Annotated in this window: 26 protein-coding genes; 8 read left to right on the top strand and 18 right to left on the bottom strand. The window is 65.3% G+C overall.

All coding sequences use genetic code 11. The features are described 5' to 3' along the window. Positions 1 to 52: 52 nt before the first annotated feature. From KQH53_05145 to KQH53_05165, 5 genes are read right to left on the bottom strand one after another with little or no spacing between them, the layout of a single operon-like run. Complete coding sequence (locus KQH53_05145; protein ID MCB2226045.1) at positions 53 to 685, bottom strand: 4Fe-4S dicluster domain-containing protein; 633 nt, start codon at positions 683 to 685, stop codon at positions 53 to 55. Next, positions 685 to 2877 (bottom strand): molybdopterin-dependent oxidoreductase, encoded by a 2193-nt coding sequence (locus KQH53_05150; protein MCB2226046.1) that lies wholly within the window; start codon positions 2875 to 2877, stop codon positions 685 to 687. Before KQH53_05150 ends, KQH53_05145 begins: the two co-directional genes overlap by 1 nt. Beyond that, positions 2877 to 6122, bottom strand: coding sequence for a Ni/Fe-hydrogenase cytochrome b subunit (gene hybB / locus KQH53_05155; protein ID MCB2226047.1), 3246 nt, complete (start codon positions 6120 to 6122; stop codon positions 2877 to 2879). The genes KQH53_05150 and hybB overlap by 1 nt, the downstream gene beginning before the upstream one ends. Then, positions 6115 to 7065 carry a 4Fe-4S dicluster domain-containing protein gene (locus KQH53_05160; GenBank protein ID MCB2226048.1) on the bottom strand — a complete coding sequence of 317 codons (951 nt, stop codon included), beginning with the start codon at positions 7063 to 7065 and terminating at the stop codon, positions 6115 to 6117. The genes hybB and KQH53_05160 overlap by 8 nt, the downstream gene beginning before the upstream one ends. 26 nt (positions 7066 to 7091) lie before the next feature. After that, positions 7092 to 7331 carry a sulfurtransferase TusA family protein gene (locus tag KQH53_05165; GenBank protein MCB2226049.1) on the bottom strand — a complete coding sequence of 80 codons (240 nt, stop codon included), beginning with the start codon at positions 7329 to 7331 and terminating at the stop codon, positions 7092 to 7094. 247 nt (positions 7332 to 7578) lie between these two features. Here KQH53_05165 and KQH53_05170 point away from each other — a divergent pair, with 247 nt between their 5' ends. Next, a complete protein-coding gene (locus tag KQH53_05170) occupies positions 7579 to 8997 on the top strand; it encodes a sigma 54-interacting transcriptional regulator (GenBank protein MCB2226050.1) in 1419 nt (472 codons plus the stop codon). A 9-nt stretch (positions 8998 to 9006) separates the two neighbouring features. Here KQH53_05170 and KQH53_05175 read toward each other — a convergent pair whose 3' ends face one another. The 9 genes from KQH53_05175 to KQH53_05215 form a co-directional block, all read right to left on the bottom strand. Beyond that, positions 9007 to 9609, bottom strand: coding sequence for a DUF502 domain-containing protein (locus KQH53_05175; GenBank protein ID MCB2226051.1), 603 nt, complete (start codon positions 9607 to 9609; stop codon positions 9007 to 9009). Positions 9610 to 9850: 241 nt separating this feature from the next. After that, entirely contained in the window at positions 9851 to 10282 is a 432-nt protein-coding gene (locus tag KQH53_05180; protein ID MCB2226052.1) for a response regulator, read from the bottom strand. 40 nt (positions 10283 to 10322) lie between these two features. Continuing rightward, positions 10323 to 11018: a carbonic anhydrase gene (locus KQH53_05185; GenBank protein ID MCB2226053.1), complete on the bottom strand. Its 696-nt coding sequence runs from the start codon at positions 11016 to 11018 to the stop codon at positions 10323 to 10325. A 60-nt stretch (positions 11019 to 11078) separates the two neighbouring features. Next, complete coding sequence (locus tag KQH53_05190; protein MCB2226054.1) at positions 11079 to 11423, bottom strand: response regulator; 345 nt, start codon at positions 11421 to 11423, stop codon at positions 11079 to 11081. A 39-nt stretch (positions 11424 to 11462) separates the two neighbouring features. Beyond that, entirely contained in the window at positions 11463 to 13166 is a 1704-nt protein-coding gene (locus tag KQH53_05195; protein MCB2226055.1) for a hypothetical protein, read from the bottom strand. A 2-nt stretch (positions 13167 to 13168) separates the two neighbouring features. After that, a complete protein-coding gene (locus KQH53_05200) occupies positions 13169 to 14392 on the bottom strand; it encodes a response regulator (GenBank protein MCB2226056.1) in 1224 nt (407 codons plus the stop codon). 2 nt (positions 14393 to 14394) lie between these two features. Beyond that, complete coding sequence (locus KQH53_05205; protein MCB2226057.1) at positions 14395 to 16551, bottom strand: SulP family inorganic anion transporter; 2157 nt, start codon at positions 16549 to 16551, stop codon at positions 14395 to 14397. Between the two features lie 34 nt (positions 16552 to 16585). Continuing rightward, complete coding sequence (locus KQH53_05210; GenBank protein MCB2226058.1) at positions 16586 to 17944, bottom strand: sigma-54 dependent transcriptional regulator; 1359 nt, start codon at positions 17942 to 17944, stop codon at positions 16586 to 16588. 3 nt (positions 17945 to 17947) lie between these two features. After that, positions 17948 to 19381 (bottom strand): HAMP domain-containing protein, encoded by a 1434-nt coding sequence (locus tag KQH53_05215; GenBank protein MCB2226059.1) that lies wholly within the window; start codon positions 19379 to 19381, stop codon positions 17948 to 17950. 497 nt (positions 19382 to 19878) lie between these two features. Between KQH53_05215 and KQH53_05220 the strand changes: the two genes are divergently transcribed. Next, entirely contained in the window at positions 19879 to 20535 is a 657-nt protein-coding gene (locus tag KQH53_05220; protein MCB2226060.1) for a response regulator transcription factor, read from the top strand. A 10-nt stretch (positions 20536 to 20545) separates the two neighbouring features. Here KQH53_05220 and KQH53_05225 read toward each other — a convergent pair whose 3' ends face one another. The 3 genes from KQH53_05225 to KQH53_05235 all read right to left on the bottom strand — a co-directional run bounded on the left by KQH53_05225 (position 20546) and on the right by KQH53_05235 (position 22386). Then, positions 20546 to 21082, bottom strand: a complete 537-nt coding sequence (locus tag KQH53_05225; protein MCB2226061.1) for an HPP family protein — start codon at positions 21080 to 21082, stop codon at positions 20546 to 20548. Then, positions 21079 to 21690 (bottom strand): CBS domain-containing protein, encoded by a 612-nt coding sequence (locus KQH53_05230; GenBank protein MCB2226062.1) that lies wholly within the window; start codon positions 21688 to 21690, stop codon positions 21079 to 21081. Before KQH53_05230 ends, KQH53_05225 begins: the two co-directional genes overlap by 4 nt. 303 nt (positions 21691 to 21993) lie before the next feature. Then, entirely contained in the window at positions 21994 to 22386 is a 393-nt protein-coding gene (locus KQH53_05235; protein ID MCB2226063.1) for a class II SORL domain-containing protein, read from the bottom strand. Positions 22387 to 22698: 312 nt separating this feature from the next. Between KQH53_05235 and KQH53_05240 the strand changes: the two genes are divergently transcribed. Next, complete coding sequence (locus KQH53_05240; protein MCB2226064.1) at positions 22699 to 22983, top strand: hypothetical protein; 285 nt, start codon at positions 22699 to 22701, stop codon at positions 22981 to 22983. Here KQH53_05240 and KQH53_05245 read toward each other — a convergent pair. Then, positions 22980 to 23939, bottom strand: a complete 960-nt coding sequence (locus KQH53_05245; protein ID MCB2226065.1) for an alpha-hydroxy-acid oxidizing protein — start codon at positions 23937 to 23939, stop codon at positions 22980 to 22982. The two genes, KQH53_05240 and KQH53_05245, sit on opposite strands and share 4 nt — an antisense overlap. A gap of 146 nt (positions 23940 to 24085) precedes the next feature. On the opposite strand from KQH53_05245, the gene KQH53_05250 reads away from it, so the two are divergent. Genes KQH53_05250 through KQH53_05270 form a run of 5 tightly spaced genes read left to right on the top strand, consistent with a single transcriptional unit; the run spans position 24086 to position 26908 of the window. Beyond that, complete coding sequence (locus KQH53_05250) at positions 24086 to 24568, top strand: cyclic nucleotide-binding domain-containing protein (protein ID MCB2226066.1); 483 nt, start codon at positions 24086 to 24088, stop codon at positions 24566 to 24568. Positions 24569 to 24596: 28 nt separating this feature from the next. Beyond that, a complete protein-coding gene (gene fdhD, locus KQH53_05255) occupies positions 24597 to 25460 on the top strand; it encodes a formate dehydrogenase accessory sulfurtransferase FdhD (GenBank protein ID MCB2226067.1) in 864 nt (287 codons plus the stop codon). A gap of 42 nt (positions 25461 to 25502) precedes the next feature. Further along, entirely contained in the window at positions 25503 to 26075 is a 573-nt protein-coding gene (locus tag KQH53_05260) for a hypothetical protein (protein ID MCB2226068.1), read from the top strand. Between the two features lie 18 nt (positions 26076 to 26093). After that, positions 26094 to 26456: a LysR family transcriptional regulator gene (locus tag KQH53_05265; GenBank protein MCB2226069.1), complete on the top strand. Its 363-nt coding sequence runs from the start codon at positions 26094 to 26096 to the stop codon at positions 26454 to 26456. Further along, positions 26453 to 26908: a hypothetical protein gene (locus KQH53_05270; protein ID MCB2226070.1), complete on the top strand. Its 456-nt coding sequence runs from the start codon at positions 26453 to 26455 to the stop codon at positions 26906 to 26908. Before KQH53_05265 ends, KQH53_05270 begins: the two co-directional genes overlap by 4 nt. The last annotated feature ends 2 nt before the right edge of the window (positions 26909 to 26910 follow it).

Consider the following 26910-nt stretch of genomic DNA (forward strand, 5'->3'; position numbering starts at 1 on the left):
CATTGCCTCCGTGGATTTGGTTGCGGGAAGGGGCTGCTCCCAATCGGGGGAGTTAGCCGACCTTCCAGAACTCGGGGGGCATGTGCATGCCGCCGGGCAGGGTGGGGGTCACCGCCCAGTCGAGCATCAGCGTGCCCTGGGTGTAATAGATGTTGGGCTGGGTGTGGACCTGGGGCGAGTCCACGGTTACCAGCTTGCGAGTGGCCATGAGTTGGCTCACCGGGCTGGCCGGGTCGTTCAGATCGCCGAAGACCCGCGCCTTGGTGGGGCAGGTCTCCACGCAGGCAGGCAGCTCGCCCCGCTCCAGCCGGTGCAGGCAAAAGTCGCATTTGTCGGCCACCCGGGTCTTGGCGTTGCGAAAGCGCGCGCCGTAAGGGCAGGCGCTCACGCAGTTGGCGCAGCCGATGCACTTCTTGGGGTCAATGACCACCACTCCGTTTTGCAGCTGATAGGTGGCCCCCACCGGGCAGGCGGCCACGCAGGAGGGCTGACTGCACTGCATGCACTGGCCGGGCTGGAACTGGGTGCGCTTGCCCTCCAGGCCTCCGGTGTGTTTCACCCAGTTGCGCCAATGGCCGTCCGGCACCTGGTTCTCCACCTTGCAGGCGATCATGCAGGCCTTGCAGTCAAAGCATTTCTGGGTGTCGACCACGATGGCCAGGCGTTGGGCTTTTTGCGCGCTCATCAGCTTTGCACCTTTTCCACGGTGACCAGGGTTTCATGCATGGCCATGTTGCCCGAGACCTCGTCGGCCTCGTCGGTGAGCACCGCGCTGAGGCAGGCCCCCTTGCCGTAGATGTTTTTCAGCCAGGTGGACAGCGGCCCGAAGCCGGTGTCCATGTACACCGTGTCCGGCCGTATCTCCTGGGTCACCCGCGCCTTGAGCCGGACCGCCCCGGCCGGGCTGCTCACCCGCACCGTGTCGCCGGGCGCGATGCCCAGGCGCTTGGCGCGGCAGGGCGCGATCCACAGGCTGTTCTCGTCCTCCAGCTGGCAGAGCAGGGCGTTGTTGGTGCTGGAGCTTTGCGAGATGTAGGCGTTGCGCCCCACCACCATGCGGAAGCGGTCCTGGGGCACCTCGGGGCGGGAACGGTACACCGGCAGCGGGTCCACCCCGTTTTCCTTGTAGCGGTCGTTGTATAGCTCGACCTTGGTGGAGCGGGTGCGGAAAGGCTTGTTCTGATGCACCCCGTGGGTGGTCACCACCTCGTTGTACACGCCCTCGTTCTTGAGGGCGGCGTCCACCTGGGGCAGCTTTTTCAGCTGGGCCGCGCGGAAGTCGGCGATGGTGAAGTCGAAATACTCCCCCAGGCCCAGGCGGCCGGCCAGCTCCTTCATGATCCAGAAGACCGAGCGGGTCTCGTACATGGGCGGCACCACCGGGTCGCGCATGACCATGCCCGAGCAGGCCGAGGAGCCCTGGAAGGAGGAGACCGGGTCCTCGCGCTCCAGGTAGGTGGGGGCGGGCAAGACCAGATCGGCCATCCAGGCGGTGTCGCTCATGGCGATGTCCACGCTGATCATGAAGTCCAGCTTGGAGATCATCTCAACAGTCTTGGCCCGGTTGGCCCCGGTCTGCATGGGGTTGGTCTTGTAGGAGAAGAAGCATTTCACCGGGTAGGGCTTGCCCTCGATCACCGCGTCGCGGGTGTACTTGAACGAGCCCTCCTCGGGGAACATCATCTTGGCCCGGCCCGCGTCCACCCGGTCCTCGGGGTTGGAATCGTAAAAGGGCGCCTCATAGGGGATGGAGCCGGTCTTGATCTTGTGGGGCAGGGTCAGGCCGCCGGCCTGGTCCCAGTTGCCCAACAGGGCGTTGACAATGGCCATGGAGCGCCGGATCTGGGTGGAGTCCACATAGTCGCTGGAGCGGCGGCCAGGATAGACCATGGCCGCCGGGGCGGCCGCGGCCAGTTCACGGGCGATGCGGGTTATGTCCTTGGCCGCGATGTCGGTCTCGCCCGCGGCCCACTCGGGGGTGTACTGCCGCACATGCGCGGCCAGCCGCTTGAAGCCGTGGGTCCGCTTGGCCACGAACTCCTTGTCATAGAGGCCCTCTTTGATGAGCACGTGGGCCACGGCCAGGAAAAAGGCCATGTCCGAGCCCGGCCGGATGGCGTGCCACTCGGTGGCCAGGGCCGCGGTCTTGGTGTAGCGCGGGTCCAGCACCACCAGCTTGGCCCCGCCTTGCAAGGCGGTGACCATGTCGATGCTGTCCGGCGTGACCAGGGCCTCGAAGCGGTTGGCCCCGGGCATGACGAGGTATTTGCAGTTGAGCGTGTCCGGGATGGGCACCACGCCGTAGGTGTCCAGATAGGCCCGGTTGCGGCTGAGCAGGCAGTTGGACTCGTGGGAGATCACGTTGTAGGAGCCGTAGACCTCGGCGAAGCGGTGCACAAAGGTGCTCTGGGTGTCCGTGCCGGCCATGAACACCGTACCGCAGCGGGTGTACTGCTCGCCGATGGCCTTGAGCTTGGCGGCGGCCAGGTCCAGCGCCTCGTCCCAGCTGATGCGCCGCCATTTGCCCTCGCCCCGCGCGCCCGCGCGCAAGAGGGGGTACTTGAGGCGGTCCGGGTCGTAGAGCTGCATCACCCCAGCGTTGCCCCGGGCGCAGAGCATGCCCCGGGACTTGAGGTAGCGCGGGTTGGGGTCCAGCTTGGTGACCACCCCTTTTTCCACCCGCGCGATGAGCCCGCACTTGTTGAAGCACATGTCGCAGGCCGAGAACTTCTTCTCCAGGGCCGGGGGGGCGGGTTTCTGGTCGCCGGCCAGGGCCCGCCAGGCGCCGCCACTGCTGGCCAGGGCCGCGGCCGAGGCCGCCCCGCTGAGCTGGAGCCAACGGCGGCGGGTCATGCCGGTCTTCTTGGTGATGCTCATTACTTGCCCCCCTTCGCCTGCAAGGGCAGGTTGCGGAAGCGGCCGCCGTCCTTGGCCGGATCGCCCTTGTAGCCCAGGGCCTTGAAGTCCACGTAGTTGCCCTTGCCGCCGTGCGGGCCCGCGCCCGCTCCGGCCAGCTTCTTGAAGTCAGCTCCGGCCTTGTTCTGATGGCAGGAGCCGCAGTAGGGGGCCTTGGCCAGGGTCCGGTGGCAGTCGGCGCAGGAGAGCGACTGCTCCTTGGGAGCCACCTCGTGGGTCAGGCCCCAGTACATGGCCGTGGGCACGAAGGTGTACTTGCCGGAGTAGGGCAGGCCGGCCTGCTTCATGCCCTCGGCTGCGGCCTTGTTCCAGTCCCAGTGCTTCCAAAAGCCGCCGAAGAGCTTGGGCGCGATGAGGTAGCGGTGCACCGCGTCGGCGATCTGCTTGCCCTGGTGGATCTTGAAGGGATAGATGCGGCTGGCCGGGTCGGATATGCGGCCCACCGGCGAGGTCAGTTCGGTGACGCCGTTGTCGTTGACGCGGTCGCCCAAAAGGTGCCGCTTGACCGTGCCGTTGTACCAACGATAGGCGGGCTTCACCCCTTGGGCCCAGGTGAAGCTGCCCTTCTTCTTGGCATAGGTGGGCATGCCCAGGGCGTCTTTCTTGCCCTTCTTGTTCTTCCCGGCGGTGGACCAGTCCCAGGACACCTTGGTGGGGTTGCCCTTGGAGTAGACCGGCACGTGACAGGTCTGGCAGGCCACGTGCTTGGTGTGCTGGTTCAGGTGGTAGTCCAGATAGGGCCGCCCGATGTGGGGCCGGTCGGTGTGGCACTGCTCGCAGGTCAGGTCGCCCTCCACCGCGGGCACCGAGATGCTGCGCCCGGAGATGAGGTGGTTGCGGGTCTTGTGGCAGTCCTGGCAGCGGAAGTTCATGCCTCCGCCGGTCAGGCCCATGTGCACGTCGTGGTTCTTGTCGGGCTTGGCCATGGCCGAGCTCATGTCGCCGTGCTTGACCGCGTCGCCCCCGCCGCCCACGAAGTGGCAGTTCATGCCGCAGGTGTTGCGGCTGGGCCGCCCCACGTTTTTGGCAACCCGGGCCAGGTCCACGTCCTTGAAGGGCATGCCCGCGCCCTTGGGGTTCTTGCGGTAATCGCCGGTGGTGTCATGGCAAACCAGGCAGTCGATGTTGGCCGGGTTCTTGAAGTCGAAGTTGGCGTCCTTCCAGCCATAACCGATGTGGCAGGAGGTGCAGCGCGCCCAGTTGCCTGAGAGGTTGATGCAGAAGTTGTTGATGGTGTTGTGGCGCTTGCCCAGGTCCACCCGCTTCTCGTTGCCTACGGTGTAGGGCGAGGGCCCCTGCCAGTTCCAGTGGGAGGTGTGCAGGATGGCCTTTCCCGCCTCCTTGTGGCAGCTCAGACAGTTTTGGGTCACCTCATGCGGGGTGACTCCCTTGTCCAGCTTCACCAGGGCGTGGTGGTCGGGCACCTTTTTGGCGTGGCAAGCCAGGCAATCGGTGGGGGCGCGAGTCTCCAGGGGGCGCACCTTGGCCCCGCGCACCATAGAGCTGTAGATGATGGGCCCGCGGGCGTGCGGGGTCTGCTCGGACTCCTTGTGGCAGTCCATGCACAGCTGATGATAGGCGCCCTTGAGGCCGGGCGTGTTCAGCTGCTTGGGGTTAAAAGGGGCGCCGTGGCACTCCTTGCAGGACACCGGCTTGATGCCCTTGGCTTGCAGCTCGGCCATGCGCACCGGCGCGCCGTAGGTGTCGCCCTTTTCGCGCGGCTGGCGGTGGTGGCAGATGGTGCAGTCGCCCAGCACCCCGGCGTGCTTGCCGTGCATGAAGCGCACCGGCTCGTAGAAGTCGGAATGCTCCTTGATCACCGGGCTGTCCAGCATGAACAGGCGCACCGTGTCCTTGGGCGCGGGGAAGGGCTGGGCCTTGGTCTCCAGGGGGCGCTTGGCCGCGGTCTCGGCGGCGATGGCCGTATCGGGCGCGGCGCTCAGGCCCAGAAGCACGGCCAGGGCCAGGGCGCTGAGCACCACCGGGGAGAGCTTCTTGGGATGGGCTCCCAGCACCGGGAAGATGAACACGCACACCCGGTAGAGGAACATCAGGGTGGCGATAAGTCCGGCGGTGATGAATATCTCGCCCACGGCCGGGAAGTAGGAGGTCAGCTTGTAGGGCGGGTTGTAGGCCACCAGGAACACGTTGATGCGGTTGAGCATGATGCCCAGGACGAACAGGGCCGAGGCGAAAAACAGCCAGCCCGGCGAGCGCCGCACCTTGTCGAACAAGAGCAGGGTGAAAGGCAGGATCACCCCGAAGAGCATCTCCACGATAAAGGAATTGGACTGGTAGGAGCCCTCCAGCAGATACACGTAGGTTCCCCGCCAGAGCATGTCGCCGATCTTGAAGGCCAGGTAGATGCCCATGAGCACGGGCATAAAGCGGGCCAGGGGGGTGAGCACCTCCATCTCGGGCTGGCGGTTGAAGCTCTTGGCCACCAGGAGCGACTCGAAGGCCACCATGGGGTAGCCGGCCGCGAAGGCCGAGAGCAAAAACAACAGCGGCAGGATCGGGGTGTACCACAGGGGATGCACCTTGGAGGGCGCGATGAGCATCAGGGTGCCCAGGCTGGACTGGTGCAGACAGGAGAGCACGATGCCCGCGATGATGAACAGGAACATCACCTTGCCCAGGATGCGGTCCAAAAACTCCAGCACCGATTCGAGCATGTCCCCCAGGAACACCAGCAGCCAGTTGTGCTTCTTCAGGGTCAGGTTCACCCGGCCCTTGAAACGCTCCACCACGATGGGCAGGAACTCTATGTAGAGCACGTGCAGATAGATCATCACGCACATGGCCACTTCGAAGAGCACCGAGTTGGGGTTGTGGTTGAAGATGGGGCTGGTGATGTTCCAGTAGCGCCCGATGTCCACCAAGAGGCCCAGCACCACGAAGGTGTAGCCCAGCATGGCGGTGAGCAGGGCCGGGCGGATCACCGCGTGGTACTGGTCGCGGTTGAACACATAGGCGATCAGGCCGGTGGTAAAACCGCCCGCGGCCAAGGCCACGCCGGTGGCCACATCCACCGCGATCCAGATGCCCCAGGGGAACTGGTTGTTGAGGTTGGACACCTTGCCGATGCCGAACAAAAAACGGGCGGCGATGAAGGCCCCGCCGATGGCCATGAGGGCCAGGAGCACCATCACCCCGGGGCTGAGGAATTTTTCTTCCACCGGGGCCGCGGCTTCGTGCTTACTCATGGCCCGCCTCCTTCTGGTCGTCGTCGTGATGGCCCATCTCGGCCTCCTGGCTCTTTTTCAGATAGCCCGAGAGCCACATGATGCCGCCCAGGACTCCGTAGAGGCCCAGGGGCACGGCCAGGTAGCTGGTGATGGCGTGCTGGATGGATTCGGTGAGCCGGGGAGGGGGCGTGGGGCTCAGCTTGGGGAAGCCGATGTTCTCGAAAGGCTCGGAGGCCAGATAGAGCCAGGAGGTGCCGCCCACCTCGTGCTCCCCGAAGATGCGCTCATGATATTTGCCGGGGTTGTTCTTCATCTTCCAGCGGGCCAGATCCAAAAGCTTCTCCCGGGGCCCGAAGGTGATCACCTCGCGGGGGCAGACCTGGGCGCAGGCGGGCAGGCCGCCGTCTTTCACCTGGTCGAAGCAGAAGGTGCACTTGCGCACCTGGGGAGTCAGGGCCTTGTCGTACTCATAGGCCGGCACCTGGAAGGGACAGGCGATCATGCAGTAGCGGCAGCCGATGCATTTGTCCACGTCGTAGACCACCGCGCCGTTGGGGGCCTTGCTCAGCGCCCCCACGATGCAGGCCGACACGCAGGAGGGGTCGGCGCAGTGCATACACTGGAACTTCACGTAGGTGGGCCGCTGCCGCCAGGTGAGGGTGCCGATGTTGTTGGGGTAGTACTTGTTGACCACCGTGAAGCTGGTGTCGTCCATGCGCCGCAGGCTCTCCAGGACAGCCATCTCCTCGAAGGACTGCTTGGGCTGGGGCAGGTGGTTGCGCTGGTTGCAGGCCTGCTCGCACTTGCGGCAGCCCACGCACAGGGTGGTGTCCACCAGGCAACCCACCTGGCCTTCCGGGGGGGCCTTCTTGGCCTTGGCCGAGGCCTTGCCGGCCGTGGCCAGGGGCAGGGCGGCGGTGGCCCCGGCGATCTTGAAAAAGCTTCTACGGTTTATTTCCATTACGCCAACCAGTCCTAAGCTCGGTTCTAGGTTTCGCGTTTACCCTTTTGTATGATCAGGCTGATGCCGTCGTCCGAAGGCCGCTGCTCCACGATGCAATCGGACGAGCGCGACACTATCTGGCCGATCATCCCGATGAGACCTTCGTCATGCACCATTACCCGGAGCCGCTCGCCTGGGTTCAGGCGGTTTAGGGCGCTCTTCATCTGCAGCAGGCACAAAGGGGCGACCACGCCGTTGAGGTCGACTTCATGATGTGGGCCCATCGCCCCTCCTTTGCTGCAAGTTGCAACGCATACTCGCAATATGTATGCCCAATTTGTAAGAATTGATCCCGCGGGAAGGCTTTGTTGACAAGCAATTGAAATAGAATGGCAAATAAACCATATTGCGGTGTTAAACATTGGCGGGGTGGGTTTTACAATTGATTAAATGTCTTATGCATATGTAAAAATTAGTGATAAAATCTTAAACACCTGTTGCGAACAGGTTTGACAGCCAGCTCTGGAGAAAATGCGAACTATGCGCGCCCATGAGATAAACCGTCAGCTCGAGAGCATCATCAACACCATGAACGACGGGTTGATCGTCATCGCCCCGGACGGGGCCATCGTGATGATCAACCAGGCCTTCGAATCGCTCACCGGCTACCAGGCCGAGGAGGTGATCGGACAGCCCTGCACCTTGCTCTCTTGCGATGCCTGCGAGCTGGCCATCAAGCATGGCCAGGGCCAGGTGTGGTGGTGCGCCCTGTTCGACCCGGCCCACGGGGGCATGAAACGCTGCCGCTGCAACTACCGCAAGAAGGACGGCTCCTACGTCCCGGTTTTGAAAAACGCCTCGGTGCTGCACGACGAGAACGGCATCCCCCTGGGCGCGGTGGAGACCCTCACCGACATCTCGGAGCTGGATCGCCTGGACCAGGAGGTGGCCCAGCTCTCGGCCCAGCTAGGCACGGTGGACGGCTTCCGCGGCATCGTGGGCTCCTCGCCGGCCATGCAAAAAGTGTTTCAGGTGATTCAAAAGGCGGCGGCCAGCGACGCGCCGGTGATCATCTACGGCGAGAGCGGCACCGGCAAAGAGCTGGTGGCCCGGGCCATCCACCAGACCGGCAACCGCCGGGAGATGCCCTATGTGCAGCTTTCCTGCGCCGCGCTCAACGAGTCGCTGTTGGAGAGCGAGCTCTTCGGCCACACCAAGGGGGCCTTCACCGGGGCCTACCGCCACCGCATCGGCCGCTTCGAGGCGGCCAACGGAGGCGACATATTCCTGGACGAGATCGGCGACATCCCCCTGAGCACCCAGGTCAAGCTGCTGCGCGTGCTGGAGACCAAGCAGTTCGAGCGGGTGGGAGACCACCAGCCCATCTCGGTGGACGTGCGGGTGATCACCGCCACCAACCGCAACCTCCAGCAGCTGCTGTCCTCCGGGGCCTTCCGCGAGGACCTCTACTTCCGCATCAATGTGATCCCCATCCACCTGCCGCCCCTGCGCGAACGCATCAGCGACGTGCCCGCCCTGGTCAACACCTTCATCCAGCGCTTCAGCGCCAAGACCGGCAAGGAGATAACCGGGCTCAGCCGCGAGGCCATGGACAGCTTCATGGCCTATCGCTGGCCGGGCAACGTGCGCGAGCTCAAGGGCGCCCTGGAGTATGCCTTCGTGGTGGCCGAGAGCGGCCTGATCGAGCCGGACCACCTGCCGCCCCAGGTGCTGGAGGCCCGCCCGGCCCCGATCATGCCCGCCGGGCCGCAAGCGCTCCCGCAAGCATCCCCGGCCGGCCTGTCGGAAAAGGACGCCCTGGTGGCGGCCCTCAAGCAGACGGGCGGCAACCAGACCCAGGCGGCCGCCCTCTTGGGGGTCAACCGGGTCACGGTCTACAACCGCATGAAAAAGTACGGTCTGGAAATGAAGAAGGTGTTGCAGGCCTGAGCGAAGCGCCTAGGGCTCGGTCTTGGGAGGGGCTGCATCGGCCGGGGTCAGCACCTTGGCGGCATCCACCCCCCACTGCGACACGCAGCCCACCAGGTCCAGGGCGTTGGCCTTGAGCATGGTCAGGCGCTCGTCGTCCACCACATAGATGTGCCCCAGGCTGACCATGGGGGCCATGGGTACAAACACCGTGCTGCGGCCTCCGGGCAGGCGGTCCATGACCAGGCCGGGAACCTCGGCTCCGGAGTCGTGCAGGCGCACCAGGGCGGCGGGGTAGGCGGTGCGCGTCTCGGCGAAGCCGGTGAGCAGGTTCTTGATGAGCTGGTAGCCGGGTATCTGGCGGAAGAGCTTGGCGTCGAGCTTGTCAAAGGACCAGGTGCCGATGCGGGTGCGCACCGCCGCGCCGATGAGGTAGCAGGCCACCACCAGGGCAATCACGGCCAGCAGGGCGGCCAGGAGGGTCATGCCCATGGATTGCAGGCCCAGGAGCTTGGTCAGCTTGCCCAACGCGCCCACCACCTGCGCCACCAAAAAGGCGATGAGCGCGGTGGGCACCAAGACCACCAGGCCGTAGATCAGGTTCAGTTTCAGGCTCGCCTTGCTCTCAGCCATGCCGCCGCCTCCTTGGCCGGGGTGGGGCCGGAGGGCGGCTTGTGGCCCTCCGGTGCGGCCATTCTAACCCATGCGTGGGGGGTGAGGTGAGGGGAGGGCGCCCGGGCCCGCAAGAGAGCCCCCGGCGCGCAACCGGATCGATGAAAAGGGGTTTGCCGGCCAAGCCTGCCCCATGGCCCCGGCCCGGAGCCATGCAAGGCCCGGCGCGGCGGGTTTGCTCCGCGGGCCTCCGGCCGCCGAGCTACCAGCCGTACTTCTTGAGCGCCTCGCGCACCGCATCCTCGCGGGTGGCCGCGTCCAACTCCAGGCGGCGGCTCTGCCCCTCGCGGATCTTGGCGGCCAACAGGTCCAGGTCGGCCGGCTTTTCCATGAAGTCCAGGGCGCCCAGCTTGATGGCCTCCACCCCGGTCTCCAGGGTGGCGTGGCCGGTCAGCAGGATGATTTGCAGGTCCGTCTTCTTGGCCAGGGCCTGCTTCAGGGTGGCCATGCCGTCGATGCCCGGCATCATCAGGTCCAACACGATGGCGTCGTAAATATTGCCTTGAATCTTTTCCAGAGCGTCCGCCCCGTTGTCGGCGGTGTCCACCAGGAAGTCCCGGTTGCGCAGGCGCTCCCCCATGCTCTCCAGAAACTCCCGCTCGTCATCGACGATGAGCACTCTTGGTTGGGCCATGGGTCCCTCCTTTAAAAAAACCACCCGGCCTGGCCGGAGCCTAACGGCGGCCGGCCACCACCTCGGCGGCCTTGCGCTGATCCAGCCAGCGCACCTGGCCGTACTCCAGGTTGTACACCGCGCCCACCGCGGCTATGCTCCCCTCGGCGCAGGCCGAGCGCACCAGGGGACTCAGGCGGCCCAGGTCGCCCAGGGCCTGCCAGATGTTCTCCTCCACCGCCGCGTCCACCTGGCCGTGGCCCGGGTCGCCGGCCGGGGCCGGGGGCACCCGCTCCAGGGCGGGGTCGATGTAGTCCAGCAGCCCGGCGATGTTGGGCTCGATTCCGTCCCCGCCTCTTTGGCGGCGGTTCCAGGCGGCGGTAACCGCCCCGCAGCCGGTGTGCCCCAGCACCACCACCAGGGGGGTGTGCACGTGCAATGCGCCGTACTCCAGGGAGGCGGCGGTCACCGGGGTGACGATGTTGCCCGCCACCCGCACCACGAACAGTTCCATGATGCCCGCGTCGAAAAGACGCTCCACCGGCACCCGCGAGTCGGAGCAGGAGAGCACGGTGGCCAGGGCGTGATGGGCCTGGTCGCCTTGGTGGGCGGCCTCCAGGCGTTCCGGGCCGGTGTTGGGGTGGATGGGCCGGTCCTGCCAGAAACGGCGGTTGCCCTCGGCCAATATGGCCAGCACCTCGGCCGGAGTGGGTTTGTTCTTGTGAGGCGGGGTTGCGTGCTCTTGGGGGCCGCTCATCGTAAATCCTCCAGAGTAGGCCTCGGCCTCATAACCGGGCCGCCGCGCGGGGGCGGCGCTTTAGTCCTGCATAAGGTTGAGCAGGTCCTCGATGTCCACCGGCTTGACCAGGTAGCGGTAGGTGCCCAGGTCCTGGGCTCCTTCCATCTCCTCGCCCGCGCTGTGGCCGGTGAGGATGATCACCCGGGTGTCGGGCTGTTCCTGCCGGATGGCGCGGATGGTGTCCAGACCGCCCAGGCCGGGCATCTTAAGGTCCACCACCACGCAGTCGTAGGCCTGCTTCCTGGCCAGCTCCAGGCCGGCCTCGCCCGAGGTGGCCCAGTCGTTGTCGATACCCCTGAGCTCCAATCGCTCGGAGAGGGTGGTTACCAGCTCTTTCTCGTCGTCTATCAGTAAGACCCGCATTCTTTCCTCCGCCCTTATCGGGCCGGCTCGGCCTCAAATCTAGCGCGGCAGCACCACGGTGAAGGTGGTTCCCTGCCCCGGCTCGCTATGCACGTCGATGTGTCCGCCCATTTTCTGAACTATGCCGTAGGTGATGGACAGACCCAGGCCGGTGCCTTTTTCGCCCCGGGTCGAAAAGAAGGGCTCGAAGATGCTGTTAAGGTTTTCCTTGGGTATGCCCACGCCGTCGTCGCTGATGGCTATGGCTATGGTTTCATCGCTGGGCAGGCTCACCGAGATGTCCAGGCCGCCGCCGTCGTCCATGGCGGCCATGGCGTTGTTGATGATGTTGAGCAGCACCTGCTGCAGCTGTCCCTTGTCCGCCCTGAGGGTGGGCACCTCGGGCGGGATGTTCACCTTCACGTCGATGTTGCGGTACTCGGCCTCCTTGCCCAAGAAGCCCAGCACCTCCTTGACCAGCGCCTGCAAATGAATCTGCTCGTACTTGAGGGGCAGGTGGCGGGCGAAGCCCAGCAGGCGGTGGGTGATCTCGCTCACCCGCTTGACCGAGCCCTGGATGGCCTGGGTCAGCTTTAAGAACTTTTCCTTATGGCCGAAGTCGGTGGACACGGCCAAAAGGTCGCTCATCAGGCCCACCTTTTCGTTGATGATGGCCACCGGGTTGTTGATCTCGTGGGCCACCCCCGCGGCCAGGCGGCCGATGGAGGCCAGCTTGTTGGTGTACTCGGCCTCGTGCAGCAGGCCCACGCGCCTGAGGTCGGCCTCAAAGACCCGGGAGACAAGGGTGGAGGTGCCCCACCAGAGCACCACCAAAATGGCCAGCACGCTCACCGCGATCATCACGATCACGTTGATGCGCAGCTGACCCCACTTGTGAAGGAGCACCTTGGGCTGGTTGACCAGCACCAGGGTCAGCGGGGTGTTCTCGATGCGGGCCATGCCCATGAGCAGGGGATGCCCAGAGAGGTCCTTGCCCTCCACGATGCCGTGCCAATCCTGGGGCGAGGAGGGCAACAGGGGGAAGCGGGCCAGCACCCCGCCGTAGAGCTGGGAGGGCGTCTGCAACACGCCCTGTTGGTTGACCAGGAACAAGTCGCCCGAGGGCTGCAACTCGGCCGCGCGCAAGAGGTTGTTCAGGCGGCCGGTGTCGATGGTGGCCCGGAGCACGTAGGGCTTTTCACCCTCGCGCTCGTGGCGCACCGCGATCACGAAGTGGGGGAAGTTGCGGTGGCCCAGGAACACGTCGCTGACGTAGATGCCCCTGAGTTGCACCTCCTTGTACCAGTCCTGATCCTTATAAGCGCGGCCTTGCAGGTTGTAGGGCCCCATGTAGGCCCGCTGGATGCCATCCTGGTCGATGAGCCCCAGATCCACGAAGCCGCCGAAGGCCCGCCGCAGGCGCAGGAACACCGCGCCCAGGTGCTTCAAGTCCGAAAGCTCCTCAAAGGTGTAGCCCAGGCTGACGTAGGTGAGGGCGGCGCGGCGCTCGTCCAGGAAGTAGCTGATCTGCACCTGGCCGGTGGACAACAGCCGCTGGATGTGGCCTCTGATCTGGTTGCTCTGCAGCTCGTACTGCTGGTCGAACTGATAGAAGTTGACCCAGGAGAGCAGGATCACGGGCAATAGGGTGGCCAGCAGGCCCAGTCCGAAGGTGTTGCGCCACAAACGCCGGTAGTTCAGCGACTCCAGCTCGGACTCGCGCCGGTCCCAGAAGGCCGGCTTAATTTTTTGCCAGAGGCCCATTATCATCCCTGCGCGGACCTTATCTTGTCATAGGCCTGCTGCATGACTTCGGAGAGCTGGTCGATGTCCACCGGCTTCTCCAGGTAGGCGAAGGCCCCGATCTGCAAGCACAGCTCGCGGTCGCGGGCGCTGCCGTGGCCGGTGAGGATGATCACCTCCATCTCGGGGTGATCGGTCTTGAGGCGCTTGAGCACCTCCACGCCGTCGATGCCCGGCATCTTCAGGTCCAGGACGATGACCTCGGGCTCCTCCTCGGCGGCCATCTTCAGGGCCTCGGTGCCGTCGTAGACCACCGCCGAGCCGATCTCGCGCAGCATCAGGCGCTCGGAGAGCGTTTCCACGAACTCGCGCTCGTCGTCCACCAAGAGCACCTTGGAGGGCAGCTTGAAGTCGGCCTGGCGGTAGATGTCCGCCTGGTAGTAGGCCGGACCCGGGGCCACCTGCACCGAGGACACGCCGGGCACGGTCTTGACCAGCTCCTCCAGCTCCTCGCTGAGGCGGCCCAGCATCATCACCTTCTTGTTGATGGCGATGCCCACCTGGCCGTCCTTGGCCTCCACCTTGAGGTCGTGGGGGTTGTGGCCCTTGTCGGCCAGGGCCGCCTCCACCTGGGCGCCCAGGAGGAAGTCCTTGACCTCCTGACGCGAAGCCGCGTTGGGGGCCAGGATGACGCTGTCGACGTTGTCGCAGATCTGGTTGACCGCCTCGGTCTCGCCTACCTGGTCCATGCCGATGCGCATGTCGTAGAGCTTGGGGTCCCAGGCCTCGCGGCCGCGCAGATACTCCACCCAGCGGATGGCCGCCTCGTCCTCGCGGTGGATGCGGGCCAGGGCGTCCTTCTCGCTCAGGCCCAGCTCGCGGGCCCCGCGGACCGCGCGGCCCTTGGCCTCGGCGATGAGGCACACGTCCAACACGTGGGTGATGGAGCGCGGCACCAGATGGGAGGCGTAGCCCAGGTAGATAAGCTCCTCCTGGGCCAAAAGCTCGGCCATGCCCAGCTTGAGCCGGCTGACCGCCCGCTCCTTTTCGTTGCTGAACTGGTTGAAGATGGATGGCTTGCCGAACATGGCCCGCCGCAGGGCCCCGGCCTTGATGCCGCTGGTCTCGGCCACCTGGCTGATGAGGTCCTCGTCGCGCATGACGGGATATTCGAGCCGCGAGGAGAGGCCGTGCACCACCTCCTCGGCGAAGCAGAAGACACCGCTGAATAGGTTGACCACACTCATTACTAATCACCTCCCAAGACGTGCACTTCCTCTAGGGGGCACACGGTCATCAGGGGACAGGTTTCCTCGTCGGAGCCCAGGTGGGCTGACTCGTGGATGGCCCCCAGAGCCACCGAGGCCAGGGGATAGACGTGATCCTCCCCGATCTTGGCCAGCAGGTGGGTCCGCTTCATGGCTTCCAGCACGTTTTCCTTGAGGTGGCTGAAGCTGATGTCGTAGCCAGCGCTACGCACCTGGTCCACCAACAGCGACAGGGTGTCCTCGCCCGAGGCGTCGATGTCGTTGATGCCGTTGGCCACCACCAGGATGTGCTTGAGCTTGGGCATTTCGCGGATGCGCTCGTTGATCTGGTCCTCCAGGAAGCTGGCGTTGGCGAAGAACAAGGGACCGTCGAAACGAACCACGGCGATGTGCTCGCACTCGGCCAGGCTGAAGTGCTCCGCGTCGCGCAGGGAGCAGTCTTCGTGCATGGACAGCTTGGCCACCCGGGGACGCATGCTCTTATAGAGGAACACCAAGAGCGAAAGCACCACCCCGATCATGATGCCCTTGTCCAAATGGGGGGCGAAGATCAGGGTGCCCACGAAGGTGATGATGCTTATGGCTCCATCGTACCATTGGGCCTTCCAGGCGTGCACAAAACCGCTCACGTTGATAAGACCCACCACGGCCATCATGATTACCGCCGCCAACACCGCCTGAGGCAAGTGGTACAACAACGGCGTGAAAAACAAAAGCACTATCACCACCATCAGGCCGGTGACCACGCTGGACAGGCCGGTTACCGCGCCAGCCTGCAAGTTCACCGCCGAGCGCGAGAACGACCCCGATACCGGATAGCTCTTGCCCAGGCAGCCGATCATGTTGGCCAGGCCCTGGCCGATAAGCTCCTGGTTGGGGTCCAGGCGCTGGCCGGTCTTGGCGGCCATGGCCTTGGCGATGGAGATGGCCTCCATGAAGCCCAACAGGGAGATGATGACCGCGTAGGGGAACAGCTGGAGGATGATGCCCCAGTCCATGGTGGGCGCGCTGAGGGTGGGCAGGCCGGGCGGGATGTCGGCCACCACCGCCCCGCCGCCGGCCATGCGCAGGCTGGCCAGGTCCAGGCCCCGGTTGCCCACCATGACCCGCCACACCCGGCCGTCGCCCTTGACCCCCTGGGGCACTTTGCCCTCGGGCCAGAAGCGCATCCGGCCGTCCGGGCCTTCCTCGCCCACGAAGATGTAGGAGCGCAGGTCCTCGCGCAGCAGGTGGGCCTTGCCCTTTTCCAGCTCTATCTTGGCCGTGTCCATGCTGGCCTGCTGGTGCAGCTTCATCACCTCCAAGGATTCCGCGCCTTGGTTGTCGGCCGCCTTGCGGGCCGCTACGTTGATGTCGGCCCGCTCCTGGCCCAGGTTGTTGATGCGCTCCACCTCCTGGTTGTAGGCCACGATCTGGGCCCGCACCTTGGCCGACTGGATGGCATCCAGGGGCACCTTGGCGTCGTGCTGGAAGCCGATGGCCCAGGAGATGAGGGTGGTCACCGCCACCGCCACCAGGACGTAGGGGATCTTGGGGTTGATCCGCTTGAGGCCCCACATGATGATGAAGGCCCCCACCCCCATGGCAAGGGTGGGCCAGTGGGTGTAGTGCAGCGCGCCCTCCAGCACCCGCCAGATCGTCTCGTAATGATGAGGGGCCTTGTCAACGTAGACCCCGAACATCTTGGAGAGCTGGCTGGAGGCGATGATGATGGCCGCCGCGTTGGTGAAGCCGTTGACCACCGGGTGGGACAAAAAGTTCACCACCAAGCCCAAACGCAGCACACCCAGGGCGAACTGGAAGGCGCCCACGATGAGGGCCAAGAGCACCGCGTAGGCGATGAAGGCTTCGCTGCCCGCGGTGGCCAGGGGCTCCAGCGAGGCGGCGGTCATCAGTGAGACGATGGCCACCGGCCCGGTGGCCAGCTGCATGGACGAGCCGAACATGGCCGCGATCATGGGGGGCAGGAAAGCGGCGTAAAGGCCGTAGTAGGCCGGCAGGCCGGCCAACTGGGCATAGGCCATGGACTGGGGTATGAGCACCAGGGCCACGGTGATCCCGGCCAGCAGGTCCACCCGGAAGGCAGCTCCGGAATACCCTTTGAACCAGCCCAGGAAAGGGAATATGCGACTCAGCATTTCGTCCGCTCTCCATTGGTCTGGATGGTCATTGCTAATCCTCCAAGCCGAACTTCTTGATCTTGCGCCACAGGGACACCCGGTCTATGCCGAGGATTTCGGCCGAGCGGGTCTTGTTGCCCCCGGTCTGGTTTAGAACCTGCTTTATGTACTCGCGCTCCCGCTCCTCCAGGGTGGGCGGCCGCGAGGCCTCCCGCTGCCCGGCATCCTGGGCGGCGCTCTTCACCTCCTCGGGCAGGTCGGCCAGGTCGAGGCTGTCGCCTCCCAGGGTCACCCCCCGCTCGATGAGGTTTTCCAATTCGCGCACATTGCCCGGGAAGCGGTGGGCAATGAGCGCCTCCATCATCTCCCGGGGGATCTCGGTGATGTCCTTGCCCTGCTTGCCCGCGTGCTTGTGCAAAAAGTGATTGGCCAATAGCGGTATGTCGTCCGGGTGCTCCCTGAGGGGGGGCAGCTCCAGGCACACCACGTTGAGGCGGTAGAAAAGATCGGAGCGGAACTGGCCTTGCTCCACCAGGTGCTTGAGGTCCTGGTTGGTGGCGGCCACGATGCGCACGTCCACCGGAATGGGCTCGGTGCCCCCCACCCGGGTGACGACCTTCTCCTGGATGACCCGTAGCAGCTTCACCTGCATGGCCATGGGCATGTCGCCGATCTCGTCCAGGAACACGGTGCCCCCGTCGGCCGCCTCGAACAGGCCGGGCTTGGTGGCCATGGCCCCGGTGAAGGAGCCTTTCTCGTGGCCGAAAAGTTCGCTGACCAGAAGCTGTTCGGCAAAGGCCGCGCAGTTGAAGGCCACGAAGCGGCGCTCGGCCCTAAAGCTGGCCTGGTGCAGGGCCCGGGCGAAGAGCTCCTTGCCGGTGCCGGTCTCGCCCATGATCAGCACGTTGCAGTCCGTGGGCGCGATCTGGGCCACGGTGCGGATGAGCTGCTGGATGCGGGGGTGTTTGCCCACGATGGAGCCCACCCCGTCGCGGGCCGAGGCCTCCTGCTTGAGCTGCTTGATCTCCTTTTTTAGCCGCGCCTTGTCCAGGGCGTTGGCCACCTGGGCCCGCACCTCGCCGATCTTGTAGGGCTTGGCGATGTAGTGGAAGGCGCCGCGCTTCATGGCCTCGATGGCCGAGTCCACCGAGGCGAAGGCGGTGAGCATGATCACCTCGGTGTCCGGGTGGTTCTGCTTGACCTCGGCCAGCACCTCCATGCCGTCGACCTTTTCCATGCGCAGATCGGTGAGCACCAGCTCAAAAGAGCGCACCGACAAAAGCTCCAGGGCCTCCTGGCCCCCGGAGGCGGCCACCACCTTGTACTCGCCATCCTTTTCCAACACGTGTTGGAGGTTGCGGCGGGCCACCGGATCGTCTTCCACGATGAGCAGATGAGGCTTGGCGGACATGGTCTACCTCCCCTCCGGCGCCAGGGGCAGGGTCAGGCGGAACAGGGCGCCCTTGCCCGCCGGGCTCTCGGCGGTTATGTGCCCCTCGTGGCGCTCCACGATGCCGTAGGTGATGGACAGCCCCAGGCCGGTGCCGCGCCCCACGTCCTTGGTGGTGAAGAAGGGGTCGAAGATGCGCGAGAGCACCTCGGGCGCGATCCCCGGGCCGGTGTCCTCCACCTCCAAGACCACCTGTCCCTGGGCCAGCTCGCGGCGGCCCCGGATGGTTACGATGCCCCGCTCGCCCATGGCCTGGATGGCGTTCATGATCAGATTCAAGAGGGCCTGCACCATGTGGGCCTTGTCCATCTCCAGCCGGATGCCGCCAGGCACCTCCAGGCGGACCTCCACCCCGGCGGGTATCTCGCCCCGGATCAGCTTGCGGGCCTCCTCCACCACGGCGCGCAGGTCCTCGGGGTTGAGCTCGAACTCCCGCTGGCGGGCGAACTCCAGGAGCGATCCCACGATGTCCCGCGCCTTGCTCACCTGCTGGTCAATGGCCGCCAGCAGTTCGCGGTGGTAGGGGCTGGCCTCCTGGTCCAGCTCTTCCAAGAGAATCTGGCAGGAGGTGGAGATGTTGTTCAGGGGGTTGTTCAGCTCGTGGGCCACGCCGCTGGTCAGGGTGCCCAGGGCGGTGAGCTTCTCGGTCTGCACCACCTGCTCGTTGTTGTGCCTAAGCTGGCTGACCATGCGGTTGAAGCCCTGCACCAGGCTGTGGATCTCGTCGCCGCCCCCGGCCCAGGGAATGGTCTGGTACTGGCCCTGGGCCACCACCCCGGTGGCCTCCTCGATGGTCTGCAAGGGCTTGATCAGGCGCACGATGAGCACGTGGGCCAATACCGCGCCGATGGCGGCCAGCACCACCAAGAAGCCCACCAGCAGGGGGCTGTACTCCCGGAGCAGGGTGCTCAGCCCGTGGCGTTCCTGGTGGGCGATGGTCTCGGAGCGGTCGATGAGCTCCTTGCCCGCCTCGCGCAGGCGGCCCACGGCCTGGGCCAGGGCCGGGCCCTCGGCCAAGTGCCCCCCGCCGGCCAAAAGCTCGTGCACCTTGCCCAAGCGGCGGCGGTACTCATCCAGCAGGGTGGAGAGAATTCGCTGGTTGGCCTGGCCCAGGTGTTCCTTCTCGGCGTTCAAGAGGTCCTGGTACTGGCCCAAATAGGCCAGGGCTTGCTCGAAGTCCTTTTCGTGGTGGTAAAGGAAATAGTTCTTCTCGTAGCGCCGGGCTTCCAGGACCTGGTTCACCAGGCTGTCGGCTTGGCTGAGGAACAGCAGGCGCTGCTCCATGCGCGCGAAATAGTGGTAGCTCAGCGCACCGAACAGGGCCATGCCCAAAAAGGCGGCGGCAAAGCCCACGGTAAGGCGCACCCGGATCTTCTTGGTGTTGCGCAGCAGTTTCATCGCGTTCCCTTGTCCCGCGCGCGGCATGGCTTGGCCGGCCCCGGCCGGGGCGCGCCGGGCGGCCCCTGGCATAAATCCGGCTCTCAGGATGTCGCCGCTGGCGGAACTCATGCGGCTTTTGTCTGAAGGATTCGTGCCAAATTTCTCAAGCTCGGGGACAATGGGCTGAATTGCCTCGCTTATCAGCCTAATTTGGTCTCGATGCGGTTCTTGGTCAACCGTTACAGTATGCAACGAAATGGTAGGGCAAATGCCAGATAAAGTAAATGAATATTTACATAAATTTAGCTGGGCCACTTAGGGAGAGACATGTTGCAAGATTAAACGTTTTTCAGTCGAAATAGCGAGGAGAGCACCCGGCCCGGCGAGGCAAGGGCGGGGGAGGGCCATGGCGCGGGGCCGCGCCGCGTCCCTGCGGGCGACAAATCGGGATGCGGTTCTTTAGTTGTGTGGAATCTTGGGGATTGTTCCGTATAATCGGCTTAAAGGAGGGCGCTTTGAAAATTCGCCTTTTACTTGTCGATGATCACAGCCTGTTTCGCCTGGGCATCCACACCCTGCTCACCGAGCAGCCGGACATGGAGGTGGTGGCCGAGGCCGACAACGGCCGCGCTGCCGTGCGTCTGGCCGAGAAGGAGTGCCCGGACGTGGTGGTCATGGACATCTCCATGCCCAACCTCAACGGCATCGAGGCCACCAGCGCCATCCTGGCCAATTGCCCCACCACCAAGGTGGTGGCCCTGTCCATGCACAACGAGGAGCGCTACGTCCTGGGCATGCTCAAGGCCGGGGCCAGCGCCTATCTACTCAAGGACAGCCCCCTGGAAGACGTGGTCAGTTCCATCCGCACGGTGCACAATGGCGGCACTTTTTTGTCGCCCGCCATCGCCGGGGTGGTGCTGGGGGGCATACGCCAGCCCCGCGCCCAGGAAAAGGGCTCGGTCTCCCAGGTGCTCACCCCCCGCGAGCGCGAGGTGCTCCAGCTCATCGCCGAGGCCCGCACCTCCGAAGAAATCGCGGACATGCTCTCCCTGAGCGTCAAGACGGTCTACACCCACCGCCGCAACATCATGGAAAAGCTCCAGGCGCGCAACGTGGCCGACCTGACCAAGATCGCCATCCAGGAAGGCCTGACCACCCTGCAAAGACGATGAAGTCTCCGGCTTACCACCAAAATTCCGGATAAGCGCGTCGAGGCGAAAGGTTGTTGACCAGCAGGGCAACGCCCAGCATTACCACCGCCCCGGCCGCCACGGGCACAAGCACGTAGAGCCAGCCCAGGTTTTGGATGGAGGGGCCGCCGATGACCGCTATGAGGGCGGTGGCTCCGCCGGGAGGGTGCAGGGTCTTGGTGGCATGCATCAGGGCGATAGCCAACGACACCGCCAAGGCGGCGGTGAGCCAGTAATGAGGGCCCAATAGCTGTACGCAGGCCACCCCCACCACGGCGGAGAGCACGTGGCCGCCAAGCAGGTTGCGCGGCTGGGCCAAAGGGCTTTTGATCGCACCGTAGATCAGCACCGCCGAAGCTCCGAAGGACCCGATAATCATCGCCAGCCCCGTGGGGGCCAGCCAGTGGTAGTTGAGCAGGGCAACCAGCCCGATGCCCAGGAAAGAGCCCAGCCAGGACCAAAGAATCTCGGCCAGGCCCACTCCGGGAGGGCTCTGGGTGGAGCTTTTCATCTTGGACCAGTAGCTCATCTTTGGTCACCCTCACCGGAGCGGGGGAGCAGGTCGGAGCGGGTGACTATTCCCAGCAAGCCACCGTCCTGGTCCACCACCGGAATCCGGTTGACGGATTCGCGGGCCATGAGGGCCGCTATCTCGGCCACGCCGGTTTCGGGACCCACTTTGACCAGCGGGGAGCTCATCACCTCGCGGGCCAGGCGGCGGCGCAAGGGAACGGCGCCGCAGGCTTCCCCGGACAGGCAACGGGCCACCACCGCCATGAAGCTCAGCCCGGCCTCGCCGCCCATCAGCTTTAGGACGTCCTTTTCGGAGATCATTCCTACAGCAAACCCGTTCTCCAGCACCGGGACCCCAGCCACCCCTTCACGGGCCATGACGTGTACCACCTGGGCCAGGCTGTCCTCCGCCTTCAGGGACACCACCGGCCTGGTCATGACCTCGCTCGCCCGGCGTCCGCCGACCAGGCGTTCCCAAGCGTGTTGGAAGGCCAGGCTATATATCTGCTTGAAATCACCGGGGGTAATGTCGAGATAACCACCTGCCTGGCGCATGGCCTCATAGATGTCCTCGTCGTCCAAGCGCAGTGCGTCCGTGGGGGGAGTTTCGGATGTGCCGCCCAAGGAAGCCTCCTTAACTTTTTTGCACGCCAAAAGCATGTGCTGCCGGCGCGTAGGTAAAGGTAAAGTCGATTCAATATAAAATCAAATAAGTACCTGTTTACCTAAATTACCTTATTCTGATCTCCAGCCCAAGAAAAAATTATCGAGGTGAGGCGAATTACCGAGCAGCTCGGCTTGGGAACTTTGGGGGCTGGCCAAGGCTGGTTGGGCGCTACGCGAAGACCAACAGATAAGCCAGCTGTTGAAAGCGCGGTCAGCGGGCCAGGCCGCGCCCCCGCCCGGAGGCGCGGCCTGGCGCGATAATTACCAGCTGAGCTCGGCCTGGCCCTCCCAGGCGCCGTGGATGTTGCAATAGGAGGTGGCCAGCAGGGTGCCCGGTTGGTCCAGCTTCACCTTGAAACAGGCCACGGGCTCGGTGTTGGCCACGATGCTGTCCGGCCCCTCGGTGCTGGCGCCATGGGCGGAAAACTCCGCGCGGCCCAGGCAATAGACGAACTTGCCGCCCTGGGGCATGTAGTAGAGGGTGATCCAGTTGATGAAGTGGGCCGTGGTGTTGGGATGGGCGATCTCCTTGCCCACCGAGACCATGATTTCCACCGGGTCGCCGGGCTGGCCCTTTTGGGTGATCTCCACCACCGGCACGTGCTTTTCCTTCTTAAAATCGTCGGTGCGGATCATATCGGCAAAGTTGGCCATGGGTTCCTCCTGCCAAAAATTATCCTCCGCCCCCGCTGGAGGAGCGGCGTGTGAGTGGGCTGTTGTCAATTATGCTCGGGCAGGATTGCCCTCGAGTAAATAGGTAATTCTAGGGTTTGCCCCCCAGGTAAATTCTTAGTTTCGCTATCCGGAGCCCGTTTTTCCTCCCCGCCGGACTAGGACTTTTTCTTAGTCGAATTTCCTACATTTTCCGCATACCCATTCTCAATTTGCAGGCCCACAATTAGGTATGCTGCTCGCCGGGCGGGCGGCATAGCAGTTATTTAGGGGAACCACTGTCGAGGAAACGCCATGAGCACAGCATTGAAACGGAATTTTGCCTGCCCCGATTATGACCGCTGCCTGAACCAGGCGGTGAAGGCCAAGGACCGTAACTTCGATTGCGAGGGCTGTTCCAAACGCCAGGTGGTCCGCGAGGACTGGGGCGAGATCCAGCAACAGGACGTGCACCGGGTGGTCACCTTGTTCGAGGCGGTGTGCCGCCGCCAGAGCCGCACCAGTTCCAAGCCGCTTACCCCCGAGGACCTGGCCTTTCTGTGGGAAGAGGAAAGGCCCGGCGAGGAGGCCTGCGCCTAAGGCCCGGTGATGAGCATGGCGCGGTTCAGCTCCCGGGGAGTTGCCGCGCCCAAAAGCCCCATGGTGCGGCGCAGTTCCTGGCTCAAGCCGGCGACCACCGCGTGCACCCCGTCGGCCCCGTCGGCGGCCAGGCCCCAGAGCAGGGGCCGCACCACCCCCACCAGATCGGCCCCCATGGCCAGGCACTTGAGCGCGTCGCTGCCCCGGCGCACCCCGCCGTCGGCCACGATGGCCAAGCGGTCGCGGACCACGGCCCGTATCTCGTCCAAGACCTGCAAGGCGTGAGGCAGATAATCCAGGGTGTGGCCGCCGTGGTTGCTCACCACGATGCCGTCCGCCTCGGCCTCTGCCGCCTTGGCCGCGTCCTCCGCGCTCAACACGCCCTTCAATATCAGTGGGCACTCCACTTCGCGGCGAATTTCGCGTAGCTCGGCCAGGCTGAGCGGCGCGCAGTCGGCCACCATGGGCTTGTCGCCTACCTTGGTGCCTTCGGCCGCGTCGATCTCCAGGCCGATCCAGGTCACTCCGGCCTTTTGGAACTCCTCGATCATTTCGAAGATGCGCCCCCGCTCCCTAAAGGGCTTGGCGTTGGCCACCACCGGCAGGCCCAGGCCGCAGAGCTCGGCCAGGTTGGCGGGCACCGGGCTGCCGCACCAGAGCAGGCTGCCCGCCTTCTTGAGCCCTTCGGCCACCAGGCTCATGCCGTGCTCGGCGATCTTGGGGATGGGCATGGTAACCGCGGACATGATTATGGGCGTGGCCAGCTCCAGGCCCAACACCTCCACCGCCGTGTCGGGCGCGGGCGCGTCGATGTAGCGCGGCTTGAAGGTGTAGGAGTCCAGCACCTTGCGGTCGTGCTCCAGCACGAAGCCGGTTTCCACCGCGTTCAGCACCCATGCCAGGCCTTTTTCTGCCAGGGCCGCCTGCCCTTGGGCGTAAATCTCGCTCAACGTCATGCCGTCCTCCCGGGTGAATGGTCTTCTACAGATTAGCACGCCCGGCCCCCGGAGCAAGCGATCCGCCTAAGGCGCGGGAAGCAGGGGGTTTCCAGGGGTGAGGGGGAATGGTTAAGATGGAATTAACCACAAAAAGGTAGGTGCCCATGGACCATCTGGAATTCCTGAGCACGGTGGCGATGCTGGAGGGGCTGGCCCTGCCCGAGCTGATGAAGCTGGCCGCCTTGGCCCGGGGCGGCGAGGCCCGCGAAGGCGAGCGTATTTCCACCGAAGGCAAGCCGGCCGAGGAGCTGTTCATCCTGCGGCAGGGCGCGGGCGAGCTGCGTTACGAGCTGCCCGGCCGCGAGTCTACGAGCGACCACGCCCTGTCCACCCTGGAGCCCGGCTTGGCCTGGGGGTGGTCGGCCCTGGTGCCGCCGCATATCTACACCCTCTCGGCCTACTGCACCTCGGGGCAGTGCTCCTTCCTGCGCCTGGGGCGCGAGGCCCTGGAGGCCCTGTTCGAAGCCAACCCGCGCATCGGGTATATTTTTATGCGCAACCTGGCCTACATCATCGGGCAGCGCTTCAACGCGGCCCAGGACGAGCTGGCCCGCGCGCAGGGGTTCGACCAGATGCACCAGTGGTGAGCCAAGGGGCGCGGCGGGAAGGAACAACTTGAGCCCGCAAGCAGACGACCCCTCCCTGACGCGCCGCGAGGTGCTCAGCCTCGACGGCCCCCGCCGGGAGGCCCGCCAAGACGAGATGGCCCGCGAGGCCCCCTGCGAGATACGCCTGGAGGGCCGCTCCCATGTATTGCTCATGGCCACCCCGGCCGGCCTGGAGGCCCTGGCCCTGGGCTTTTTGCTCAGCGAGGGCGTGGTCTCCCGGCCGGAGCAGGTGCTGGAGCTGAGCACCGGCCGCGGTGAGCTGCCCGGCATGGGGCCGGTGCATTGGGTGGACGCCCGCCTGGAGCCCGGCCTGGCCCGCCAGGCCCGCGCCCGCCGGGTGGCCCCGGCGGCCACCTCCTGCGGCCTCTGCGGCCTGGAGTCCTTCCGCGACCTGAGCGGGGGCATCGCGCCGGTGGCTTCCGGGTTCACCGTGGAGCTGGCGATCATCCAAAAACAATTCGAGGCCATGGAAGCGGAACAGGAGCTTTTCCGCCGCTCGGGGGCCACCCATGCCGTGGCCCTGGGCACCGCCGAGGGCCAGCTCATTTGCGTGGGAGAGGACGTGGGCCGTCACAACGCCCTGGACAAGGCCATCGGCATGGCCATCAAACAGAGCCGCGACCTGGGCCAATGCGTGTGCACCGTGTCCGGCCGCCTGAGCATGGAGATGGTGCTCAAGGCGGCCCGGGCCGGGCTGCCGGTGGTGGCCTCGGTCTCGGCGGCCACCGCCCTGGGCCAGAGCCTGGGCCAGGAGCTGGGCCTGACCCTGCTGGGCTTCGTGCGGGGCGAGAGGGCCACTCTCTACAGCCACGCCGAACGCGTGTTGCAAGAGGGCCGCCCCCTGGCAGGCCCGGTCCCGGCGGGTTTGTGATAAGCTTGCCGGGTCGCGGCCTTTAGTCATCGGAGCAACGCCATGCCCACCCCCCAGCCCCTCATCGCCGGCCTCACCGCCCAAGAGTATCTCCTCCGGGTGGAGGAGTTCCATGGCCACGTGTCGCCGGGCACCACCATGGGCGGCTTTCTGGTGGGCGCGGCCTGGGATCTCTTGGGCGACACGCCCTATATCAACGCGGTGGTGGAGACCATGGTCTGTTTGCCCGACGCAGTGCAGCTGATAACTCCCTGCACCCTGGGCAACGGGTTCTTGCAGCTTCTTGATTGGGGCAAGTTCGCGGTGACGCTCTACGACCGCGAGACCCTGGAGGGCGCGCGGGCCTGGGTGGAGGTGGGCGATATCGAGCGCTTCCCCCGGGTGGCGGACTGGTTCCTGCGCCGGGGCGGCAAGGTGGACAAGCAGCAGGTGGTGCAAGACATCCTGGACGGCGGCTACGTGCTGGCCCAGGCCGCGCCGGTGCGTATGCGTTCCTGGCTCAAGCCCGTCGAGAAGGTCTCCACCGGCCCCTGCGCGGGGTGCGGGGAGTATCACCCCTTGCGCCAGGGCGAGCTGTGCCCGGCCTGCGCGGGCCAGGCCTATTACCATAGCTAGGCGAGGCGGGGAGAGGTCATGGCGCGGGTGCAGTTCAAGCTTTGGGTCGAGGAGGAGGGCAAGGTCCTGTTCGGCGAAGGCCGCCTGGCCCTGTTGCAGGCGGTGCACGAGGCCGGCTCCCTGGCCGGGGCGGCCCGCCAAATGTCCATGAGCTACCGCGCGGCCTGGGGCCGCCTTCGGGCCTCGGAAAGCCGCCTGGGCTTCAGCCTGCTGGAGCGCCGCGGCAAGGGACGCCGCGAGGTGCGCCTCACCGAACAGGCCCTCAAGCTGATGGCCAGGCACCGGGCCATGGAAAAGGAGGCCGAGCGCTTGGCCGCAAAGTACCAAAAACAGTGGGACCAGGAGCTGGCCGCCCTGCGCGGCAAGGAGGGCGCGGCATGATGCCCCGGGTGGTGCATGTGGACGGACCGGCCGGGCCGGAGCGCGAGGCCCTGGCCCAGGGGCTCATGCAAGCCCTGGCCCAGCAAGGCGTGGCCGTGGGGCTGCTGCGGGCCAACGGCGAAGGGGTGGCCCTGAGCCTGCCCCTGGAGGGCGGCGCGGGCGAGGCCCTGGTTGGTCTGCGCGGCCTGGAGCTGGTCATCAGCCTGCTGCCTCCGGGCGAGGGCCAGGAGACCCTGAGCATCGAGCCCGGCCGCGAGGCCGAGCTGGCCGAAGAGCTGGCCGCCCGCCGGGCCAAGAGCCAGGGCGAGCGGCGCCTGACCATCCTGGCCGACGGCAAGCCGGTGCCGGCCAAGCCGTTCGTGCGCGACATCCTGGCCAACAGCCTGGACGGCCTGCTGCGGCCCTTGCACGGCATTCAGGGCGCGGGCCGCTTGGAGATAATCATCGAGTAGGC

Source organism: Desulfarculaceae bacterium (assembly GCA_020444545.1).
GTDB lineage: Bacteria > Desulfobacterota > Desulfarculia > Desulfarculales > Desulfarculaceae > Desulfoferula.

Coding starts and splice junctions, on each gene's coding strand:
- KQH53_05145 (MCB2226045.1), bottom strand. CDS start 685: ATGAGCGCGCAAAAAGCCCAACGCCTGGCCATCGTGGTCGACACCCAG.
- KQH53_05150 (MCB2226046.1), bottom strand. CDS start 2,877: ATGAGCATCACCAAGAAGACCGGCATGACCCGCCGCCGTTGGCTCCAG.
- hybB (MCB2226047.1), bottom strand. CDS start 6,122: ATGAGTAAGCACGAAGCCGCGGCCCCGGTGGAAGAAAAATTCCTCAGC.
- KQH53_05160 (MCB2226048.1), bottom strand. CDS start 7,065: ATGGAAATAAACCGTAGAAGCTTTTTCAAGATCGCCGGGGCCACCGCC.
- KQH53_05165 (MCB2226049.1), bottom strand. CDS start 7,331: ATGGGCCCACATCATGAAGTCGACCTCAACGGCGTGGTCGCCCCTTTG.
- KQH53_05170 (MCB2226050.1), top strand. CDS start 7,579: ATGCGAACTATGCGCGCCCATGAGATAAACCGTCAGCTCGAGAGCATC.
- KQH53_05175 (MCB2226051.1), bottom strand. CDS start 9,609: ATGGCTGAGAGCAAGGCGAGCCTGAAACTGAACCTGATCTACGGCCTG.
- KQH53_05180 (MCB2226052.1), bottom strand. CDS start 10,282: ATGGCCCAACCAAGAGTGCTCATCGTCGATGACGAGCGGGAGTTTCTG.
- KQH53_05185 (MCB2226053.1), bottom strand. CDS start 11,018: ATGAGCGGCCCCCAAGAGCACGCAACCCCGCCTCACAAGAACAAACCC.
- KQH53_05190 (MCB2226054.1), bottom strand. CDS start 11,423: ATGCGGGTCTTACTGATAGACGACGAGAAAGAGCTGGTAACCACCCTC.
- KQH53_05195 (MCB2226055.1), bottom strand. CDS start 13,166: ATGGGCCTCTGGCAAAAAATTAAGCCGGCCTTCTGGGACCGGCGCGAG.
- KQH53_05200 (MCB2226056.1), bottom strand. CDS start 14,392: ATGAGTGTGGTCAACCTATTCAGCGGTGTCTTCTGCTTCGCCGAGGAG.
- KQH53_05205 (MCB2226057.1), bottom strand. CDS start 16,551: ATGCTGAGTCGCATATTCCCTTTCCTGGGCTGGTTCAAAGGGTATTCC.
- KQH53_05210 (MCB2226058.1), bottom strand. CDS start 17,944: ATGTCCGCCAAGCCTCATCTGCTCATCGTGGAAGACGATCCGGTGGCC.
- KQH53_05215 (MCB2226059.1), bottom strand. CDS start 19,381: ATGAAACTGCTGCGCAACACCAAGAAGATCCGGGTGCGCCTTACCGTG.
- KQH53_05225 (MCB2226061.1), bottom strand. CDS start 21,082: ATGAGCTACTGGTCCAAGATGAAAAGCTCCACCCAGAGCCCTCCCGGA.
- KQH53_05235 (MCB2226063.1), bottom strand. CDS start 22,386: ATGGCCAACTTTGCCGATATGATCCGCACCGACGATTTTAAGAAGGAA.
- KQH53_05240 (MCB2226064.1), top strand. CDS start 22,699: ATGAGCACAGCATTGAAACGGAATTTTGCCTGCCCCGATTATGACCGC.
- KQH53_05245 (MCB2226065.1), bottom strand. CDS start 23,939: ATGACGTTGAGCGAGATTTACGCCCAAGGGCAGGCGGCCCTGGCAGAA.
- KQH53_05250 (MCB2226066.1), top strand. CDS start 24,086: ATGGACCATCTGGAATTCCTGAGCACGGTGGCGATGCTGGAGGGGCTG.
- KQH53_05260 (MCB2226068.1), top strand. CDS start 25,503: ATGCCCACCCCCCAGCCCCTCATCGCCGGCCTCACCGCCCAAGAGTAT.
- KQH53_05265 (MCB2226069.1), top strand. CDS start 26,094: ATGGCGCGGGTGCAGTTCAAGCTTTGGGTCGAGGAGGAGGGCAAGGTC.
- KQH53_05270 (MCB2226070.1), top strand. CDS start 26,453: ATGATGCCCCGGGTGGTGCATGTGGACGGACCGGCCGGGCCGGAGCGC.